Origin of the sequence: Campylobacter sp. LR291e (assembly GCF_008633915.1) — a bacterium.
In the GTDB taxonomy this organism is placed as follows: Bacteria; Campylobacterota; Campylobacteria; order Campylobacterales; family Campylobacteraceae; genus Campylobacter_D.
Window position 1 is genome coordinate 101,270 of sequence record NZ_VJNV01000026.1, and the last position, 17,730, is coordinate 118,999.

Here is a 17,730-nt window from a genome sequence, read left to right on the forward strand (position 1 = left end):
GTAGCTTGGTTTTAGTATCTGCTTTAGCAGATGATTTTTTAGCAAAGATTACAAATGGGACAGTAAGTAATAACTCGCCAGGTATTAAAAAGCTTAGTTATGAAGAGATGAAAGAGATTAAGGGTGGGTATTATGGAACATTATACTAATGTGGTACAACTTCATGTTACGCTCTTGCAAATCGCACAAAATCATTTAATACTATGTCATATAGAGAGAATATAGAATGGAACGCTTTAACCAATGGAGATTTATATTTATTTGTTGGATTTATGGCTAAAAATAATTGGACAATATCAAAGTCAGGGCACAAATACAATTATTTTACTTATGATGTAATAATTTATGATTTAAAAACTGGACGCATACATAAACAATAAAAACAAGTTTTAAATAATAATTTAATAATTAGACAGCTAAGCATTCAGTATAAAAATCAATTTGATAAATATTTTGGTGGTTTAAAATAAACATGTTTATACCGATTTGACATAAAAATTAATTTATTAAAAAAGGGATTAAGATGATAAATAACATAAATCATACAAATTTAAATTATCAAACTAACATGCAATATACAAAAGAAGAAAATTTAAACACTGATACCTTAAATCAATCTTCAAATTTAGTAAACAATAAATCACAAGCTGTAAGTGAAATTTAGGCTTTGGAGTAGATAGTCAAGGATATTTTACAAGTGATTTTAATGAAAGTACAGGAATCCCAAGTGATTATAAAAATTTATGCTAAGGATATACAAGAATATGCAAACATTATTAGCCAAAAGAGTTCTATTAATAATGCTTTTTTTACAAGTATTGATATAAACAAAACCTTATCTAACGCATATAAGCTGTTTTTACAGCTTATTTCTGATGATGAAAATACAAAATTAAACAAAGAAGTACTTGAAAATATTCCTAAATACTTTCAATATGATACTCAAAATTTTAATATAATAAAAATATATGAAAATAAAAATGAACTTATGAATGTTACAAAATCAAAAGAAGATAGATGCAATTTTAAAATTGAAGCTTCAATAAATTTTGATATTGAAAATAATCAAAGCATAAGTAAGGGCGATGCGTTAGTGCTTTTTATTAAAAATTTGGATAAAGAAATTAATGCAAGTTATCATATAACCCAAGGAGATACTATTATAATAGGTAAATAAACGGACTTGATGAAATAAAAGCCTTAGGCCAATTTTTAGACGAACATTCTATAACAGAAGTTGGCAATAGTGAAATTTTAAGACAAGTTTTGCTTATGTCTATGACAATGAATGATATTGAAGAATTTAAGAAAGAATGGTTAAAATTAGAAGAATTAAATAATAAAACCTTACAAGAAAAGCAAAATACTCAAATTAATAACGATATACTTAGTAATGAAAATAATGAAAATGAGTCTAAAAATAATAACTTTCACGCCCATACAAAGCAAAAGTAAAAACACTCAAACTTACACAAAAGATAATATAGCTAAAAATTTTTTCTTAAATTTCTTAGAAGTTGAAAAAATAAGGGAACAAGCATAATAAAACTTTTAGAAAAATTGCATAATGTAAAAAATTTTAAAATTGATATAAAAACTTAAACTCTAACCTTAAAGGTTAGAGTAAAGATTACTCGACTTCAGCGTCGATTACATCATCATCTTTTTTATTTTGTTTAGATGTGTCTGCTTGATTATTGTCATCTTTTTTATACATAGATTCAGCTAACTTATGAGAATAATCGCTTAAAGTTTTCATTTTGCTTTCAATCTCTTCTTTTGTAGCATTTTCATTTTTAAGTGTTTCTTTAAGCTCATCTAATGCCTTTTGGATATTTTGCTTATCTTCACTAGGCACCTTTTCACCAAGCTCACTTAAAGATTTTTCTACTTGATGTGCTAAACTATCAGCTTGGTTTCTAGCATCAACTGTTTCCTTGCGTTTTTTATCCTCTTCTTTGTGAATTTCAGCATCCTTTACCATTCTATTAATCTCTTCATCGCTTAATCCACTTGAACCTGTGATTTTAATCTCTTGTGCCTTACCTGTAGCATTATCCTTTGCTGACACTGTTAAAATTCCATTTGCATCAATATCAAAGGTAACATTAATTTGTGGCGCACCTCTTGGAGCTGGTGGAATGCCATCTAAATTGAAATTTCCTAAGGATTTATTATCCCTACTAAATTCTCTTTCACCTTGTAAAACATTGATAGTAACTGCACTTTGATTATCCTCAGCGGTTGAAAAAGTTTGTTCTTTTTTAGTAGGAATAGTAGTACCCTTTTCAATAATCTTAGTCATAACCCCACCTAATGTTTCAATACCAAGCGAAAGTGGCGTAACATCAAGTAAAAGCACATCCTTAACATCGCCCTTAATTACCGCACCTTGAATAGCAGCACCAATGGCTACTACTTCGTCAGGATTAACTGATTTATTAAGGTCTTTTCCAAAAGTTTTTTTAACCTCTTCTTGTACTAGAGGAACGCGTGTAGAACCCCCTACCATAACGATTTCTTTAATATCGCCCTTATTAAGCCCGGCATCTTTTACAACCTCATTAATCTTTGTAATTGTTTCTTTAACCAAATTTTCAATCATTGATTCAAATTTAGCCCTTGTAAGCTTTTTAACAAGGTGTTTAGGACCACTTGCATCGGCTGTTATATAAGGTAGATTTATGTCTGTTTCTTGAGCTGAGCTTAACTCTTTTTTAGCATTTTCTGCTGCTTCTTTAAGCCTTTGCATAGCCATAAAATCGCCCTTTATATCCATGCCAGTATCGTTTTTAAACTCAGATGCTAAAAAGTCTATTAATTTATTATCAAAGTCATCGCCTCCTAAAAACGCATTACCTCCAGTTGCAAGTACCTCTACTACATTATCCCCTGTTTCAAGCACGGTAACATCAAAGGTACCACCTCCTAAATCATAAACTACGATTTTTTCACTTTCTTTTTTATCAAGCCCATAAGCAAGGGCTGCTGCTGTTGGTTCGTTTATAATACGCAAAACATTAAGCCCTGCAATTTGCCCTGCTTCTTTTGTAGCCTTTCTTTGAGCATCATTAAAATACGCAGGAACGGTTATAACTGCATCTATTACCTTATCTCCTAAAAAGGCTTCAGCATCTTCTTTAAGTTTCATTAAAACCTTAGCTGAAATTTCTTGAGGAGTATAAATTTTACCTGCAATCTCAATAGCACAAGCACCATTTCTATCAGTAATATGATAAGGCAATCTATCCTTTGCCTCCTTAGCTGCTTCTTCATTAATCATCAAGCCCATAATTCTTTTAATAGAATAAATAGTCTTTTCAGGATTTGTAACAGCTTGTCTTTTGGCACTATCGCCTACTAAAATTTCACCCTTATCAGTAAAAGCAACTACAGAAGGTGTTGTATTTTTACCTTCTTTATTTGGTATAACCTTGCTTTCACCCCTTTCATAAACAGAAACACAAGAATTTGTTGTTCCTAAGTCTATGCCTATAACTTTACTCATTTTTTATCCTTTTTATTGAATTTATTTTGCAACACTAACTTTTGTAGGTCTAATCACACGCTGTGCAATTGTATAACCCTTTTGTAAGGACTCAATTATCTCACCACTTTTATGATTTTCACTCGCAATATGATACATAGCCTCGTGTAAATCAGGGTTAAATTCCTTTGAGTCATCTATAGCCTTAATCCCATGTTTTTCAAGTTTCTTTAAAAATAATTCTAAAGTAATCTCAACTCCTTCTTTGATTTTTTTACTAATCTCATCATTAGCCTCTACGCGAATAGCTGCTTCTAATGCGTCAATTACTTCAAGCAAATCCCTAGCAAAGCTTTCATTTGCATAAATTAAAGCGTTTTGCTTTTCCTTTTCCATTCTTTTTTTAATGTTTTCAAATTCAGCATTTGCCCTCATGTACTTATCACGCAAATCATTAAGTTCTTTTTGTAAAATCTCCTCCTTGTGCGTTTGAAGTTCTTGCACACCTTCTTCTAAATTTTCATCCTTTTGCGTATCTTGTGAATTGACTTCTTCGCTCACGCTACCTCCTTTAATTGATTTAATATCTTTTTATAATCTGTATAAACACTACCTGCTAATATAATATTTGCATTCTTTCCTAAAAATTTAGTATCTATTTTAAGACCCATAAAGCCTTCTTTAAAAAGTGGTTCAAATTCTATATTTTTTGTAAAATAACGATTAATTCCACTATCTAAAAGCCTTACAAAATCATCATTTTTATATATTTGATAAGCCCTTTCTTCATTACTTCTAAACATAAGTAAATTTTGCTTTAAGCTATCAATTTTTTCTACTAATTCAAAAAATTTTAATCTTAATGCTAAGGCTTCAAGGCTAAATAAATCAAAGCCTATTAATGTTTTTAAAAATTTAAAGGCTTCATCTTGATATTTTAAGGCTATTTCACTTTCTTCAAAGTCCAAAATTATAAATTTATTATTTAAGCTAAATAATTCCTTAAAGATTATATCCCTGCCTGCATAAACTAGACAATAAATTTCAAATTTCTTACTTAAATCATATAAAAAATCTATATTCTTAATATCTAATTCAAACATAGTATCAAGGTTATTTTCCCAGTAATTTTGCATAGTTAAAATGGTAGGAATTCGCCCACTACTTAAATGAATCTTACTTAAAATTCCCTCATCGCTTAATTGTTTAAGATAAACGCGAATTGTAGAAGCTGGTATGCAAAGGGTGGAATTTAACTCATTTGAACCTATAGGAACATTATCAAGCAAATAGGTTTGAATTATAGATTCTAAAATCAAATCCCTTTTATTTCTACTTTTCATTAAGCTTTATCCTTTAAATTTAGCACTCCTTTCTTAAAGTGCTAACAGCATTATATAACATTGAGTGTTAATTTGTCAAGTATAATTATAAAAAATTTCACTTAATTTTATTTAGTCTTATAAACTCAATTTAAATTAGTATATATTTATAAAGTATTAAAAAACTTAAAAAAATATTTAAAAGCTGTAATTTTGTAATAAATTTACAATGAAATTTAAAATTTAATGCTTATTTTAAGTTTAGTTAAAGTATAATTATACTTTATTTAAAAATCACAAGGTAGATTAATGACTAAAAAACGAGCATGGACCATATTTAGAATTATAGTACCAACAATTTTATCTTTGTTTTTACTTACAATTTTACTAGAACATACTTCATTCTTAACGCTTTTTACCGGAATTTGTATATTTTTATTTGCAATGACTCTTTTACAAGAAAGCTTTAAAATATTATCTGGTGGAATTTTAGACCAGTTTTTAGACAAGGTAGCAAATACGAATTTTAAATCTTTCATTTTTGCCTTTGTGCTAACTACCTTTGTGCAATCTAGTGGTCTTGTTTCAGTTATTGCCATTTCTTTTTTAAGTGCTAGTTTGATTACTCTAAGTTCTGGCGTGGCAATGATTTATGGGGTGAATTTATCCACAGCTCTTAGTGCTTGGATTATGAGTTTTTTCGGTGTTAAATCTCAAATTTCACTTTATGCAATGCCTTTAATAGTCTTTGGGGTCTTATTTTTCATAAATAAACACAAAAAAGTAAAGGGACTGGGCTTATTTTTATTATCACTTGGCTTTTTATTTTTAGGCATTTCTTATATGAAAGAAGGTTTTGAAAATTTCAAAGAAAGCATTGATATTTCTCAATTTCAAATGCAAGGCTTTTTAGGGCTTATAGTTTATGTCTTAATAGGCTTTTTTATCACGACCCTAACCCAATCATCTCACGCTACCCTAACCCTAGCAATAGTTGCCTTAAATGCTGGTGAAATTTCTTATGAAAACTCAATAGCCATAGTAATAGGGGCAAATGTGGGAAGTACCATTATGACCGTTATTGGTTCCTTAAATTCAAATATTGAGGGTAAAAAACTTACTGCAACGCATGTATTTTTTAATATAGCTGTTGCACTTTTAGCCATTGTTTTCTTTAAATATTATCTTTGGATGACTGAAGTGGGGGCTGAACTTGTAGGCATTGCAAGTGATGATTTAGTATTAAAACTTTCATTATTTGCTACTATTTTTAACATTATAGGCGTGGTTATTTTCTATCCTTTTATATCTCAAATGTGTACCTTTTTAAATAAAATAATAAAGGTAAATCCTAGAAAATCACATATCGAACAACCAGTTTATCTTACTGAAAGTGCCTTAGAATTTAGCGATAGTGCCTTAGAGGTTTTATATCTTGAAAGTAAGCATTTGTTTAAAAATACTACAAATTTAGTATCAAGGGCAATTAGTTTAAATTCGGGTGATATTTACACAGAAGAAAATGTTGATGAGTTAATATCTCGTAGGAATCGCCCTATTGAGATGAATTTTGACGAAGAATATCAAAACAAATTTAAAGGAATTTATTCTAATATCTTAGAATTTGCAGTGGATGCAAGTGCTTTAAGTGATGATTCTGAAATAAGTGCTGAATTTATGGATTTAAGAAGGGCAAATTTATTTATGGCAACAGCTATAAAATCAGCCCAAACCTTGCAAATAAATATTATAAAATATGCCTTTTCTACAAACGAGGTTATAAAAAATGAGTATGATGGGATTAGAAAAAATCTATTAAGGACACTTAGATTAGCCCAAGCACTCATTGAAGCACAAGATAATGAAGGGGTTAAGGAGTTGATTGAAGAACTTAATTATAATGTTAAAAAATATGATTCTATATCATCAAGTTCTCTTGATTCTCACATTAGATATAATAGAATCACCGATACAATAGCAAGTTCTATTATGAATGATATGGCACTAGCAAAAAGTATAGCAAATGATTTAACGCATTCTAGTGAAATTTTAGTTTATCACATGAATGATAAATTAGGCGATTCATCTCAAAAATTAATAGATGAAGAAATACATAAAGATTAAGGGTTTAAAATGAGTGATTTTGATTTTTCTAAGCTTACAAATAGGCTTAATACAAATTCTTTAAAATTCAATGTCTTAGATAACGAACTTCCTATGTGGGTTGCAGATATGGACTTTGAAAGTGCACCAGAAGTTGTAAAGACAATAGTAGATTGTGCAAAAAGTGGGCTTTATGGCTATAAAATCGTAAATGATGAATTTTATCAAAGCATTATAGATTGGTGGAAAAAAAGGCATAATTTAGAATTAAAAAAAGAATATATTTGTTTTGTTTATGGAGTTGTTCCTGCTATTTGTTCAATTATTAAAGCATTTAGTAAGAAAAATGATTTTATTTTAGTACAAAGCCCAGTTTATGGGACCTTTTATAAGTGTATTAAGGCTAATAATAGAAAGGTGCTTGAAAATCCACTAATTTATAAAAATAATGCTTACAAGATAGATTTTAAAGATCTTGAAAAAAAACTAAAACACTCAAAAACTAAAATAATGATACTTTGTAACCCTCACAATCCAATAGGTAAAATTTGGCAAAGACAGGATTTAGAAAAAATCGCTACACTTTGTAAAAAATATAAGGTTTTAGTGATAAGTGATGAAATTCATTGTGATATAACTCAAGATAGTTATACTCCCTTTGCTAGTATAGATAATCATAACTCAATTACTCTAATCTCGCCTAGCAAGGCCTTTAATCTAGCAAGTATACATAGTGCAAGTGCCTTTGCTGCAAATCCACATTTAAAAAGAAAGATATATATTGCCTTTAATGCCGATAAAATCGCTGATATTGGTGCTTTTAGCGTTGAGGCTAGTATTTGTGCTTATAAGCAAGAAGAATGGCTAAATGCCTTAAATGAAGTGATTGCTAAAAATAAAAACTATGCTAAAATTTATATAAAAATGCACACTCCGTTAAAGGTAGTACCTTCAAATGCTACTTATTTACTATGGGTTGATTGTTCAGCAATTTGCAAGGATACTACGAATTTTGCCACGTTTTTAAGAGAAAAAACAGGTCTTTTTATATCAAAGGGTATTGATTTTGGTAAAAATGGAAAAAGCTTTATACGCATAAATATAGCCACTCAAAAAGAAAGATTACAAGATGGCTTAAAAAGGCTTGTAAGAGGGGTTGAGTTGTATTGTAATGAAAATAATATCAATATCAAAGAACTTAACTAAAATTTTAAAGCCTTTAATCTAAGCGAATTTAATACAACAGTTATTGAACTACAACACATAGCAAGGGCAGCAATATGAGGGCTTAGCGTAATAAAAGGCAAAGCCCCTGCTGCTATAGGTATACAACAAGTATTATAAATAAAGGCCCAGAAAAGATTTTCTTTAATGATAGTTTTTGTTTTATTTGCAAGTTTAAAAGCAAATATAACTAATCTTAAATCATCTTTCATTAATATAAAATCACCTGATTTTTGAGCTAACTCACTTGCTTTTGCAAAACTCATACTAGCATTTGCACTACTTAAACAGGTCGCATCATTTATACCATCGCCTATAAATAAAACTTCTTTTTTGCATTTTTGTAAAAAATTTAGCTTATCATCAGGACTTAATTTTGAGTAAAATTCTTTAATGCCAAGTTCCTTAGCAATCTTACTTACGCTTTTTTCATTATCTCCACTTAAAATAATGCTTGAAATTTTTTTATTATATAAATAAGAAATTAATTCTTTTGCCCCTTGTTTAATGGAATTTTCAAAACAAAGTCCACCAAGACAAAGCTTATTTTTTGCAAAATAAAGCTGGGTTGGTGCCCTTTCTTCAAATTCATTTAAAAAAGTTCTTGTTTTATCAATATTTATATAATTTTCTTGCAAAAAATCAGCATTCCCACTTATATAAATTTCGCCTTCTTCACTATATTTTATACCCTTTGCTAATAAAACCTCACTTTCTCCTAAAAGTTTATTTTCCTTAATACCTGCCTTTTTAACAATAGCCTTTGCAATAGGGTGAAAACTTTGGCTTTCAATTTGTGCTAATTTATTAAAATCTTCATCGCTTAAATTGTGCTTAAAAATATTTAAATCATTAGTGGTTAGGGTACCTGTTTTATCAAAAAGAACGAGTTTTATACTGCTTAAAAGTTCTAGGGCTACTGGATTTTTAATGAGTATAAAATTGCGAGCACCTTTGCTAAAGGCTAAACTTAAAGCTATAGGCGTTGCAAGTCCTAACGCACAAGGACAAGATATTAAAAGCGTGGCACATGCATGAAGTAAGGCTAAGTTTAAATTTACCTTTATAAGCCAAAAAATAAAGACACAAAGGGCGATTATTATAATGCTACCAACAAAATAAGCTGAAATTTTATCTACTAATTTTGTTAATGGCGTTTTAATACTACTAGCCTTAAAAACTAAGTCTTTTAGCCTTTCAAGCGTACTATCCATGGCCTTTTTACTAGCCCTAATGTGTAAATTTCCATTTATTAAAATACTACCAGCTTCGATTTTATCATTTTCTTTTTTTAAAACTGGCAAAAATTCCCCATTTAAAAAACTCATATCAATTTGTGCTTGACCCTTTAAAATAACGCCGTCAACGCACACACACTGACCTTCTTTTACTAAAATTTCATCCCCTATATTGACAAAAGAACTTAAACTTTCTTTAAATTCATTGTTTTTATCAAGCACTAGAGTTTTATTTGCGTTTATTTTATTTAAGTTATTTTGATAAGTACTTGCCCTTTGTTTAATGCTTTCTTCAATAACCTTACCTAAAAGAACAAAGCTAATAATCATAGCCCCGCCACTAAAATAAAGTTGAGAATTTTCACCAAATAAGCCAAAATAAGCCATTAAAGAATACAAAAAAGCACTTAAACTTCCTAGTACTATCAAAGTATTCATATCTAAATTTTTATTTTTAACACCTAAAAAAGCGTGTTTAAAAAAATCTTTTCCACAATAAAAAATCACAAACATACTTAAAATTCCCTGTATCAAAGCAGAAAATTCACCACTTACAAACATTTCAAAATACATTATTAAAATGCTTAAAGTAAAACTTAAAAAAAGCTTGAATTTAAGCTTTTTCAGTTCTTTTTGCTTGAATTTATTAAGTCCAAATTCATCTTCTAAAATTTCATAACCAAGGCTTATGATTTTATTTTTTATGGTATTAATAATATTTTCATCCCTTAGCAAAAAAACACCACTTGAATTTATATAAGAAACACTGGCATTTTCAACACCATCAATCTTCTTACATACCTTTTCAATGCCGTTACTACAATTAGTACAAGTCATTTTGCCAATTTTAAGACGAAGTTCTTTCATTATAAACGCTCTAAAAGTTCAAATCCTAACTCTTTAATCTCTTTGCACAATTTTTCTATATCATTTTCGCTAATCTCAACATTTAAAATTTTATCTTCTAAATTTATATCAATCTTACCAAAATCATCTTCTAAGCTATTTTTGATAAGATTAACGCAGTTTTGGCAATTTACCTTTGCTACCTTAAATTTCATTTTTACTCCTTAATGGTTGTATGGTGCAATGCCCTATTTCAAAGTCGTGTAAAAGCTCTCTTGAAAGTTCTTTTGCCAAAGTTTCAAACTCATCAAGGCTTTTAAGATGTACCCTTAAATACATAGTTGCAATAAGCATTTTATACGTAATTTGACTAATGTGTAAATCTAAAATTTCACTAACTTCTCTATGGCTTAAAATCTTTTTTTCAACCTCTTTTGTATTAATAGGAGAGGCCTCAAGCAAGACATTTACACTTTCTTTAAGTAAAATTATAGCCCATCTAAGCAATAAAAGCGATAAAATAAGTGCTAAAATTGTATCAATATAGACAAAATTTGTAAAATATACAATCACCCCACCTATACACACAAACAAAGAACCTAATAAATCGCTTAGCATGTGTAAAAAAGCCGATTTCATGTTTATATTTTTTAAATTGGCACCCCTTAGCATCATAAAGGCATTAATAGCATTTACCAAAAGGCCAATAAGTGCGATTATCATTAAGCTTTTTGCATCAATACTAACAGGATATAAAAGCTTAATAATAGCTTCATAAATGATATAAATTGCAGAAACTATAATGGTTAGTGAATTTATAAAGGCTACTAAAATTTCAAGGCGAAAATATCCAAAACTTTTTTCTTTATTATGCAATTTTTGTATGGCAAATATAGCTAAAAGGCTCATTGACAGGGCAAAAACATCAGAAAACATATGCAAGGTATCACTAAGCAGGGCAAGTGAATTTAATAAAAGGGCATAAATAAATTGAACTATCATCATTGAAAAGGTCATAATTAATGATATTAATAAAATTTTTTTATCCATTTTTCTTGCGTCATGATTATGGTTATGTGTGTGAGTATGTTTGTATTCGTGCTTACAAGAACTATCAATTAATGGTGTATGAAGTAAAATTTCTGGCATAAAATCTCCTTTTTTTAAGCCTTATAATACGCTTTATTAAATGAAAAGTTATAAATTTAAAAGCAATACAGAAATAATAATCAAACAAAGCCCTAAAAAGCCTATAATATCAAGCTTTTCTTTGAAAAATATAAAGCCACCTAAAAAAGTACCAATTATACCTATACAACCCCAGGTGCTATAAGCTATGCTTAAAGGCATGATTTTTATAGCAAAAAATAAGGCTATAAAGGCTAATACAGCTAATAAAATAGCGATAATTCCTATAAATTTATTTTCAAAGGCATTTGATTTTTTAAGCATTAAATTTGCAAATATATCAAGCAAGGCTGAAAGAATGATAATTAAAAAATAATTCATGGTTTAAAAACCTTATAATTTATCATTAAAATTCCAATTATTGCAAGTATTACTCCTAAAATTTGAGTATTGCTTAATTTTTCATTAAAAATAAAAAAGGCTATGCAAAGTACAAATATAGTTCCTATTAACTCCCACATAGCATAGGCTACGCCTACTGGAATTTTTTTTAACGAAAAGCACATTAAAACATAAGAAATGCTTATAAAAATAAAAGTAAGAGTAAGTGCAAAAAGCATATTTTCAAGCTTTAAAAAGGCTGTGCCTATACTTTCAAAAACAATGGCAAGAAAAAGCAGTAAAAAAGCTAACTTCATAAAATCTTATTCTAAAGTACCGCCATAATATAAATTATCAGTTGCTTTTAAACCCAAAGTTGAAAGATACTTTACATTTTCATCTTTTTTAGCAGCCAAGGCAAAGTCAAGGGCATTAAAGCCTAAATCATCAACCTCATTTAACAATGCCCTATTTTCAACCAAAAGTTTTAAAATTTCAACATCACCATAAGCAGCAGCGTGCATTAAAACATTTTTTGAGGTATGTTCTAAGGCACAAAAGGTTATAAAATATGGAGCATTAGTATTATTTGTACTAAGGGCTAATTTTTCGTTATTGTTTATGTATTTTTGATTTACATTTGCCCCGTTTGCAATTAAAAGCCTTACAATGTCCTTTTGTCCAAATTCAATAGCATAAAATAAGGGCGATTTTCCAAATACATTTGTAAAATTTACATTTGCACCCTCATCAATTAAAAATTTAACACTTTCATAATTTTCCAAGGCATAAAAAATAGCACTTTCGTACCCTGCTTCAAGTTGTGCCCCCATTTGTAAAAGTAGTTCTATACTATCTTTTGAAACTCCTTTTAAAAGTGCAGTATGTAGACCAAGGGTTAATTCTTCTCTTGTTGGGTTATTTTTATAAATATATTCTTGTAATTTCGTAAGATTATAATTTTTATCTACAAAGACCTTTGAAATAGGCGAAATATCCCTTATAATCTTTGTTTCCCCAACTGCCCAGTTTAAAAATTCATTTAAAACATTATTTGCGTACAAGGTATTTTCATTTGCATTAAAGCTAAAATTTGTTTGAAAATATTGTTTTAATTTTTCAAAGGTTTTTTCGTATTCACTCCAAAACTGCGTATAAAGCCTATAATTTCCTATGGTTTGATAACCCCAATAGCGAAAATAAGTCTTTAATTTTTTATTTTTTTCTTCTGAAATTTTATTATTTAAGCTTCTAGGATTAAGGGCAAATTCTAAGAGTAAGCTATTAAAATGATTTAGCTTTGGCATGTAAGAAATGCCAGAACATGAACTATTGCTACCTCTAATATCATTTGCAAGTTTATAAAGTTTTTGAGTAAAAGCTTGATTTTTAAAAGAACTTTTACAACTTGCTATTATATTTTGTATATTTTGATTCGTATAATCTACATTTTTTAAATAAGTAGGATTTTTTTCAATGTATTCACAAGTGATATTTTGTGCTGTTAAATAACATACAAAGAAAAATAAAATAGTTAAAATTCTCAAAGTAAAGCCTTAAAAATTTATTTGTTTTATTAAAACATTTTATAATTAAAGCTAAAATTACTTTAAAATAGCTTGAAATTTCAAGCCCAAAGGGACTTAAAATTTCAAGTTTAAAATCTAGCTTTCAAGTTTGAAATTCTTAATCTCGTTGAAATTTAGATATCTGTAAATATTTGCCTTATGGGCATCGCTTAATTTATCGCTAACGATTTGTAGATATTCTTGTGGGGTTGGAATTTTTCCAAGCAAGGCACAAACAGCACCAAGTTCAGCACTGCCAAGATAAACTTGTGCACCCATTCCCATTCTATTATCAAAATTTCTAGTTGAAGTAGAAAATACCACAGCATTATCATTAACCCTTGCTTGATTACCCATACATAAAGAACAACCAGGCACCTCAATCCTAGCACCAGCAGCCCCAAATATACTATAATAACCCTCGCTTGTAAGTTGGGCCTTATCCATTTTTGTAGGTGGTACTACCCACAGACGCGTATTTATCATGCCCTTATTTTTTAGAATTTCTCCTAAAGCCCTGTAATGTCCTATATTTGTCATACAAGAACCAACAAAAACCTCGTCAATCTTCTTAGGACGTTTACTATCATTTAAAATTTCACTTAATGTAGCCACATCATCAGGATCATTTGGACAAGCTAAGATAGGTTCTTTTATATCATTTAAATTTATATCAAAAACATAAGCATATTTTGCATCTTTATCAGCCCTTAAAAGAGTAGGATTTTTTAGCCATTCTCTCATTTTTTCAGCACGTCTTGCAAGGGTTGCTTTATTTTCATAGCCTGCAACAATCATAGCCTCAATTAATACTATATTTGATTTAATATACTCGCTAACGCTTTCTACGCTTAAATCAACGCTACAAGCTGCCGCACTTCTTTCAGCAGAGGCATCGCTTAATTCAAAGGCTTGTTCTACCTTTAAATTTGGCAGACCCTCAATCTCTAAAATTTTTCCAGCAAAGATATTTTTCTTATTTTTCTTTTCAACTGTTAATTGCCCTTCTTTTATAGCATAATAAGGAATAGCGTTTACCAAATCCCTTAATGTTATACCAGGTTGTAATTCTCCTTTAAAACGTACTAAAACGCTTTCTGGTACATTTAAAGGCATAGAACCAGTCACCGCTGCAAAGGCTACAAGGCCACTCCCTGCAGGAAAGGATATACCTATAGGAAATCTTGTATGAGAATCCCCACCTGTTCCAACAGTATCAGGCAATACAAAACGATTTAACCAAGAGTGAATTACTCCATCACCCGGCTTTAAGCTTACCCCACCTCTACTTGTCATAAAGCTAGGTAAGGTTTTATGTAAATTTGAATCACTTACCTTTGGATAAGCAGCTGTATGGCAAAAACTTTGCATAACAAAATCAGCATTAAAACCAAGGCTAGCTAGTTCTTTAATCTCATCCCTTGTCATAGGTCCTGTAGTATCTTGCGAACCAACTGTTAAGGTAAGTGGTTCTATATACATTCCAGCCCTAACTCCTTCAACTCCACAGGCACGACCAAGCATTTTTTGAGCTAAGGTATATCCTCCACTACTAGCTTTTGGTTGTTCAGGTTTAACAAAAATTTTTTCACTCTCTAACCCTAGAAATTCTCTAGCCTTAGCACAAAGTCCACGGCCTATAATCAAAGGAATTCTACCTCCTGCCCTAACTTCATCTAAGATAGTATTTGGTGTAAGTTTAAATTCGCTTACTACTTCATTATTTTTTAAAATTTTACCCTCATAAACTTTTAACTCAAATTCATCACCCATTTCAAGCTTGCTAACATCACAAATTATAGGCAAAGCCCCACTATCTTGTGCTGTGTTAAAAAATATAGGGGCTATTGTTGAACCCATAACTATACCGCCACTATGTTTATTTGGAACGCCGTTAATTTCTTTTCCTAAATGCCATTGAATTGAGTTTATAGCTGATTTTCTACTTGAACCAGTTCCTACGACATCGCCAACATAAACGATTTCTCGACCTAACTTTTTAAGCTCTTTTATCTTTTCTAAAGAACCACTTTGTCTAACCTTTAACATAGCATTAGCATGTAATGGAATATCACTTCTAGTAAAGGCATCACTTGCCGGGCTTAAATCATCAGTATTTGTTTCGCCAGGTACCTTAAATACTACGCATTTAATGCTTTCAGGTAATTTTTCTTTTTGAGTAAACCACTCAGCATTTGCCCAACTTTCAATAACTTCCTTTGCATAAGCATTAGTTTTACTAAGTTCAGCAATAGTATGAAAATTATCATGTACAAAAATTATATTTTTAAGAACATTTGCAGCTTTTTTTGCTGTATCATCTTGTTTTAAAGCATCGATTAAAACCTTTACATTATAACCACCAAGCATGGTTTCAAGCATGGATAGGGCTTTATCTTTATCAATTGCTGGTGCATTTACTTTACCCTTTAAAATAGAATCTAAAAATTCACATTTAACCAAGGCTGCATCATCAACGCCCGGATTTACTCTATTTTGTAAAAGACTTACTAATTCTTCATCTTTATTTGTTTTAAGCAATTCACAAAGTTCCTTTGTTTGTTCTGCATTTAATGGAAGTGGTGGTATGTTTTGGGTCGCCCTTTCTTCTACTAACTTGCTATATTCTTGCATAAAAGACATTTATACTCCTTGTCAAAAAAATTTGTTATAATTTTAGCTACTTAAAGGATAAAAAATGTTTAAATTATATTATAAATCGCCTTTTTGTTACTTATTGCTACAAAGCAACGAAAATAAGCTAATAAGCATTGAAAAATGTGAAAAAATGCTTTCAGATTCAAGTTGTGATTTACTAAATTTTGCTAAGAATGAACTTGATTTATACTTTAAAGGAAAATTAAAAGAATTTAAAACTACCCTATTTTTAAATGCAACTAACTTTCAAACAAAGGTTTATAAACAATTACTAAAAATTCCTTATGGGCATACTGCTACTTATAAGGATATAGCTATAAAAATACAAAATCCAAAAGCATTTAGAGCAGTTGGCAATGCAAATAAAAATAATCCCTTGCCCCTTTTTATACCTTGTCATAGAGTACTTGCAAGTAACGGGCTTGGAGGTTATAATTTAGGTATTGAATTTAAGAAATTTTTATTAGAGCTTGAAAGAAAAAATATTTAATTATTTGTTTTTTTAGTATATACTTTTATTTTTTAAATTTAAGGAAAAATAATGGGACGAGCATTTGAATATAGAAGGGCTTCAAAAGAGGCTAGATGGGATAAGATGAGTAAGCTTTTTCCAAAGCTTGCAAAGGCCATACAAGTAGCTGCTAAAGAAGGTGGGATAGACCCTGAAATGAATCCAAAATTAAGAAGTGCGATAGCCACTGCTAAATCAAATAATATGCCAAAAGATAATATAGACGCTGCTATAAAAAGGGCAAGTGGTAAGGATAGTGCTGATATTAAACAAATTCATTATGAAGGAAAGGCACCACACGGGGCTTTAATTATAGTTGAGTGCATGAGTGATAATCCAACTCGCACAGTTGCTAATGTAAAGGCAATTTTTAGCAAAAACGGAGGAGAGATACTTCAAAATGGTTCTTTAGGTTTTATGTTTTCAAGAAAGGCAGTTTTTCATTTAGAAAAATTTAACGGGGATTTAGAAGAATTAGAACTTGACTTAATAGATGCTGGACTTGAAGAACTTGAACAAGATGAAGAATTATTAATAATAGGCGATTACACTGCCTTTGGAGAACTTAGTAACGCAATTTGTGCTAAGAATTTAACAATTAAAAAAGCCGGGCTTGAATTTATACCAAATAATCCTGTTAACTTTGATGAAAATCAACTCATAGATATAGAAAAATTAATCGATAAATTAGATGATGATGATGATGTTTGTGCTGTTTATACAAATATAGAATAAAGGAGAAAAAATGCTTAAAGAAATTGATGTTAGCAAGGTACAAGAGTATAAATTTGCTATCATAAAGACCGAAAAAGGTGATATTAAGCTTAAACTTTTTGGCGAGGAAGCCCCACAAACAGTGTGCAATTTTGCAAATTTAGCAAATGATGGCTTTTACAAGAATTTAACCTTTCACAGAGTGATACCAAATTTTGTTATCCAAGGAGGTTGTCCTTATGGAACTGGTACTGGAGGTCCTGGTTATGAAATAGCTTGTGAGTGCGATGGACAAAAACACAAGCATTTAAGAGGTACGCTTTCAATGGCACATGCAGGACGCGATACGGGTGGGAGTCAGTTTTTCATTACTCATAGTCCTCAATCTCACCTTGATGGAGTTCACACCGTTTTTGGACAAATTGATAGAAAAGATGAAGAAAGTTTTAAAACGCTTGATTCTATAAAGGCTGGGGATAAAATTTTAGATATTATCATACTTAGTGAAGAAAAAAGCGAAACTAAAAAAGAAGATAGCTAAATTTGGTGG

General features: G+C 30.1%; 19 protein-coding genes. 9 read left to right on the plus strand and 10 right to left on the minus strand.

Annotated elements, in window-relative coordinates:
* Positions 1 to 5 precede the first annotated feature (5 nt).
* From FMM58_RS08755 to FMM58_RS06095, 4 genes are all read left to right on the plus strand, one after another.
* On the plus strand, positions 6 to 149 hold the full coding sequence (locus tag FMM58_RS08755; RefSeq protein WP_190317961.1) for a hypothetical protein: 144 nt from the start codon (positions 6 to 8) through the stop codon (positions 147 to 149).
* Between the two features lie 374 nt (positions 150 to 523).
* Positions 524 to 664 (plus strand): hypothetical protein, encoded by a 141-nt coding sequence (locus FMM58_RS08760; protein ID WP_190317962.1) that lies wholly within the window; start codon positions 524 to 526, stop codon positions 662 to 664.
* Positions 665 to 706: 42 nt separating this feature from the next.
* On the plus strand, positions 707 to 1,177 hold the full coding sequence (locus FMM58_RS06090) for a hypothetical protein (RefSeq protein ID WP_150151917.1): 471 nt from the start codon (positions 707 to 709) through the stop codon (positions 1,175 to 1,177).
* 95 nt (positions 1,178 to 1,272) lie between these two features.
* Positions 1,273 to 1,455, plus strand: a complete 183-nt coding sequence (locus FMM58_RS06095) for a hypothetical protein (protein WP_150141046.1) — start codon at positions 1,273 to 1,275, stop codon at positions 1,453 to 1,455.
* 175 nt (positions 1,456 to 1,630) lie between these two features.
* Here FMM58_RS06095 and dnaK read toward each other — a convergent pair whose 3' ends face one another.
* From dnaK to FMM58_RS06110, 3 genes are read right to left on the minus strand one after another with little or no spacing between them, the layout of a single operon-like run.
* Positions 1,631 to 3,508, minus strand: coding sequence for a molecular chaperone DnaK (gene dnaK / locus FMM58_RS06100; protein ID WP_150141048.1), 1,878 nt, complete (start codon positions 3,506 to 3,508; stop codon positions 1,631 to 1,633).
* A gap of 21 nt (positions 3,509 to 3,529) precedes the next feature.
* Positions 3,530 to 4,048, minus strand: a complete 519-nt coding sequence (gene grpE / locus FMM58_RS06105; RefSeq protein WP_150151914.1) for a nucleotide exchange factor GrpE — start codon at positions 4,046 to 4,048, stop codon at positions 3,530 to 3,532.
* A complete protein-coding gene (locus FMM58_RS06110) occupies positions 4,045 to 4,830 on the minus strand; it encodes an HrcA family transcriptional regulator (RefSeq protein ID WP_150141052.1) in 786 nt (261 codons plus the stop codon). The genes grpE and FMM58_RS06110 overlap by 4 nt, the downstream gene beginning before the upstream one ends.
* Before the next feature lie 288 nt (positions 4,831 to 5,118).
* Here FMM58_RS06110 and FMM58_RS06115 point away from each other — a divergent pair, with 288 nt between their 5' ends.
* Positions 5,119 to 6,933: a Na/Pi cotransporter family protein gene (locus tag FMM58_RS06115; protein ID WP_150151911.1), complete on the plus strand. Its 1,815-nt coding sequence runs from the start codon at positions 5,119 to 5,121 to the stop codon at positions 6,931 to 6,933.
* Positions 6,934 to 6,942: 9 nt separating this feature from the next.
* Positions 6,943 to 8,118 carry a MalY/PatB family protein gene (locus FMM58_RS06120; RefSeq protein ID WP_150180509.1) on the plus strand — a complete coding sequence of 392 codons (1,176 nt, stop codon included), beginning with the start codon at positions 6,943 to 6,945 and terminating at the stop codon, positions 8,116 to 8,118.
* Here FMM58_RS06120 and FMM58_RS06125 read toward each other — a convergent pair.
* From FMM58_RS06125 to FMM58_RS06155, 7 genes are all read right to left on the minus strand, one after another.
* Positions 8,115 to 10,241 carry a heavy metal translocating P-type ATPase gene (locus FMM58_RS06125; protein WP_150151906.1) on the minus strand — a complete coding sequence of 709 codons (2,127 nt, stop codon included), beginning with the start codon at positions 10,239 to 10,241 and terminating at the stop codon, positions 8,115 to 8,117. The two genes, FMM58_RS06120 and FMM58_RS06125, sit on opposite strands and share 4 nt — an antisense overlap.
* Positions 10,241 to 10,435, minus strand: a complete 195-nt coding sequence (locus FMM58_RS06130) for a heavy-metal-associated domain-containing protein (RefSeq protein WP_150141060.1) — start codon at positions 10,433 to 10,435, stop codon at positions 10,241 to 10,243. The genes FMM58_RS06125 and FMM58_RS06130 overlap by 1 nt, the downstream gene beginning before the upstream one ends.
* Positions 10,425 to 11,369: a cation diffusion facilitator family transporter gene (locus tag FMM58_RS06135; protein ID WP_150151903.1), complete on the minus strand. Its 945-nt coding sequence runs from the start codon at positions 11,367 to 11,369 to the stop codon at positions 10,425 to 10,427. Before FMM58_RS06135 ends, FMM58_RS06130 begins: the two co-directional genes overlap by 11 nt.
* 48 nt (positions 11,370 to 11,417) lie before the next feature.
* Positions 11,418 to 11,729: a DMT family transporter gene (locus FMM58_RS06140; protein WP_150141064.1), complete on the minus strand. Its 312-nt coding sequence runs from the start codon at positions 11,727 to 11,729 to the stop codon at positions 11,418 to 11,420.
* Positions 11,726 to 12,046, minus strand: a complete 321-nt coding sequence (locus FMM58_RS06145) for a DMT family transporter (RefSeq protein ID WP_150141066.1) — start codon at positions 12,044 to 12,046, stop codon at positions 11,726 to 11,728. Before FMM58_RS06145 ends, FMM58_RS06140 begins: the two co-directional genes overlap by 4 nt.
* A gap of 6 nt (positions 12,047 to 12,052) precedes the next feature.
* Entirely contained in the window at positions 12,053 to 13,276 is a 1,224-nt protein-coding gene (locus tag FMM58_RS06150; protein WP_150141068.1) for an ankyrin repeat domain-containing protein, read from the minus strand.
* 117 nt (positions 13,277 to 13,393) lie between these two features.
* A complete protein-coding gene (locus tag FMM58_RS06155) occupies positions 13,394 to 15,940 on the minus strand; it encodes a bifunctional aconitate hydratase 2/2-methylisocitrate dehydratase (RefSeq protein WP_150141070.1) in 2,547 nt (848 codons plus the stop codon).
* Positions 15,941 to 15,995: 55 nt separating this feature from the next.
* On the opposite strand from FMM58_RS06155, the gene FMM58_RS06160 reads away from it, so the two are divergent.
* Genes FMM58_RS06160 through FMM58_RS06170 form a run of 3 tightly spaced genes read left to right on the plus strand, consistent with a single transcriptional unit; the run spans position 15,996 to position 17,721 of the window.
* Positions 15,996 to 16,445 (plus strand): methylated-DNA--[protein]-cysteine S-methyltransferase, encoded by a 450-nt coding sequence (locus FMM58_RS06160; protein ID WP_150141073.1) that lies wholly within the window; start codon positions 15,996 to 15,998, stop codon positions 16,443 to 16,445.
* A 51-nt stretch (positions 16,446 to 16,496) separates the two neighbouring features.
* Positions 16,497 to 17,201 (plus strand): YebC/PmpR family DNA-binding transcriptional regulator, encoded by a 705-nt coding sequence (locus tag FMM58_RS06165; RefSeq protein WP_150141075.1) that lies wholly within the window; start codon positions 16,497 to 16,499, stop codon positions 17,199 to 17,201.
* Between the two features lie 10 nt (positions 17,202 to 17,211).
* Positions 17,212 to 17,721, plus strand: coding sequence for a peptidylprolyl isomerase (locus tag FMM58_RS06170; protein WP_150151900.1), 510 nt, complete (start codon positions 17,212 to 17,214; stop codon positions 17,719 to 17,721).
* Positions 17,722 to 17,730 lie beyond the last annotated feature (9 nt).

Excerpts from the sequence above, each read along its gene's own strand:
- FMM58_RS08760 (WP_190317962.1), top strand. The coding sequence starts at position 524 with ATGATAAATAACATAAATCATACAAATTTAAATTATCAAACTAACATG.
- FMM58_RS06090 (WP_150151917.1), top strand. The coding sequence starts at position 707 with ATGAAAGTACAGGAATCCCAAGTGATTATAAAAATTTATGCTAAGGAT.
- FMM58_RS06095 (WP_150141046.1), top strand. The coding sequence starts at position 1,273 with ATGTCTATGACAATGAATGATATTGAAGAATTTAAGAAAGAATGGTTA.
- dnaK (WP_150141048.1), bottom strand. The coding sequence starts at position 3,508 with ATGAGTAAAGTTATAGGCATAGACTTAGGAACAACAAATTCTTGTGTT.
- FMM58_RS06110 (WP_150141052.1), bottom strand. The coding sequence starts at position 4,830 with ATGAAAAGTAGAAATAAAAGGGATTTGATTTTAGAATCTATAATTCAA.
- FMM58_RS06115 (WP_150151911.1), top strand. The coding sequence starts at position 5,119 with ATGACTAAAAAACGAGCATGGACCATATTTAGAATTATAGTACCAACA.
- FMM58_RS06120 (WP_150180509.1), top strand. The coding sequence starts at position 6,943 with ATGAGTGATTTTGATTTTTCTAAGCTTACAAATAGGCTTAATACAAAT.
- FMM58_RS06125 (WP_150151906.1), bottom strand. The coding sequence starts at position 10,241 with ATGAAAGAACTTCGTCTTAAAATTGGCAAAATGACTTGTACTAATTGT.
- FMM58_RS06130 (WP_150141060.1), bottom strand. The coding sequence starts at position 10,435 with ATGAAATTTAAGGTAGCAAAGGTAAATTGCCAAAACTGCGTTAATCTT.
- FMM58_RS06135 (WP_150151903.1), bottom strand. The coding sequence starts at position 11,369 with ATGCCAGAAATTTTACTTCATACACCATTAATTGATAGTTCTTGTAAG.
- FMM58_RS06140 (WP_150141064.1), bottom strand. The coding sequence starts at position 11,729 with ATGAATTATTTTTTAATTATCATTCTTTCAGCCTTGCTTGATATATTT.
- FMM58_RS06145 (WP_150141066.1), bottom strand. The coding sequence starts at position 12,046 with ATGAAGTTAGCTTTTTTACTGCTTTTTCTTGCCATTGTTTTTGAAAGT.
- FMM58_RS06155 (WP_150141070.1), bottom strand. The coding sequence starts at position 15,940 with ATGTCTTTTATGCAAGAATATAGCAAGTTAGTAGAAGAAAGGGCGACC.
- FMM58_RS06160 (WP_150141073.1), top strand. The coding sequence starts at position 15,996 with ATGTTTAAATTATATTATAAATCGCCTTTTTGTTACTTATTGCTACAA.
- FMM58_RS06165 (WP_150141075.1), top strand. The coding sequence starts at position 16,497 with ATGGGACGAGCATTTGAATATAGAAGGGCTTCAAAAGAGGCTAGATGG.
- FMM58_RS06170 (WP_150151900.1), top strand. The coding sequence starts at position 17,212 with ATGCTTAAAGAAATTGATGTTAGCAAGGTACAAGAGTATAAATTTGCT.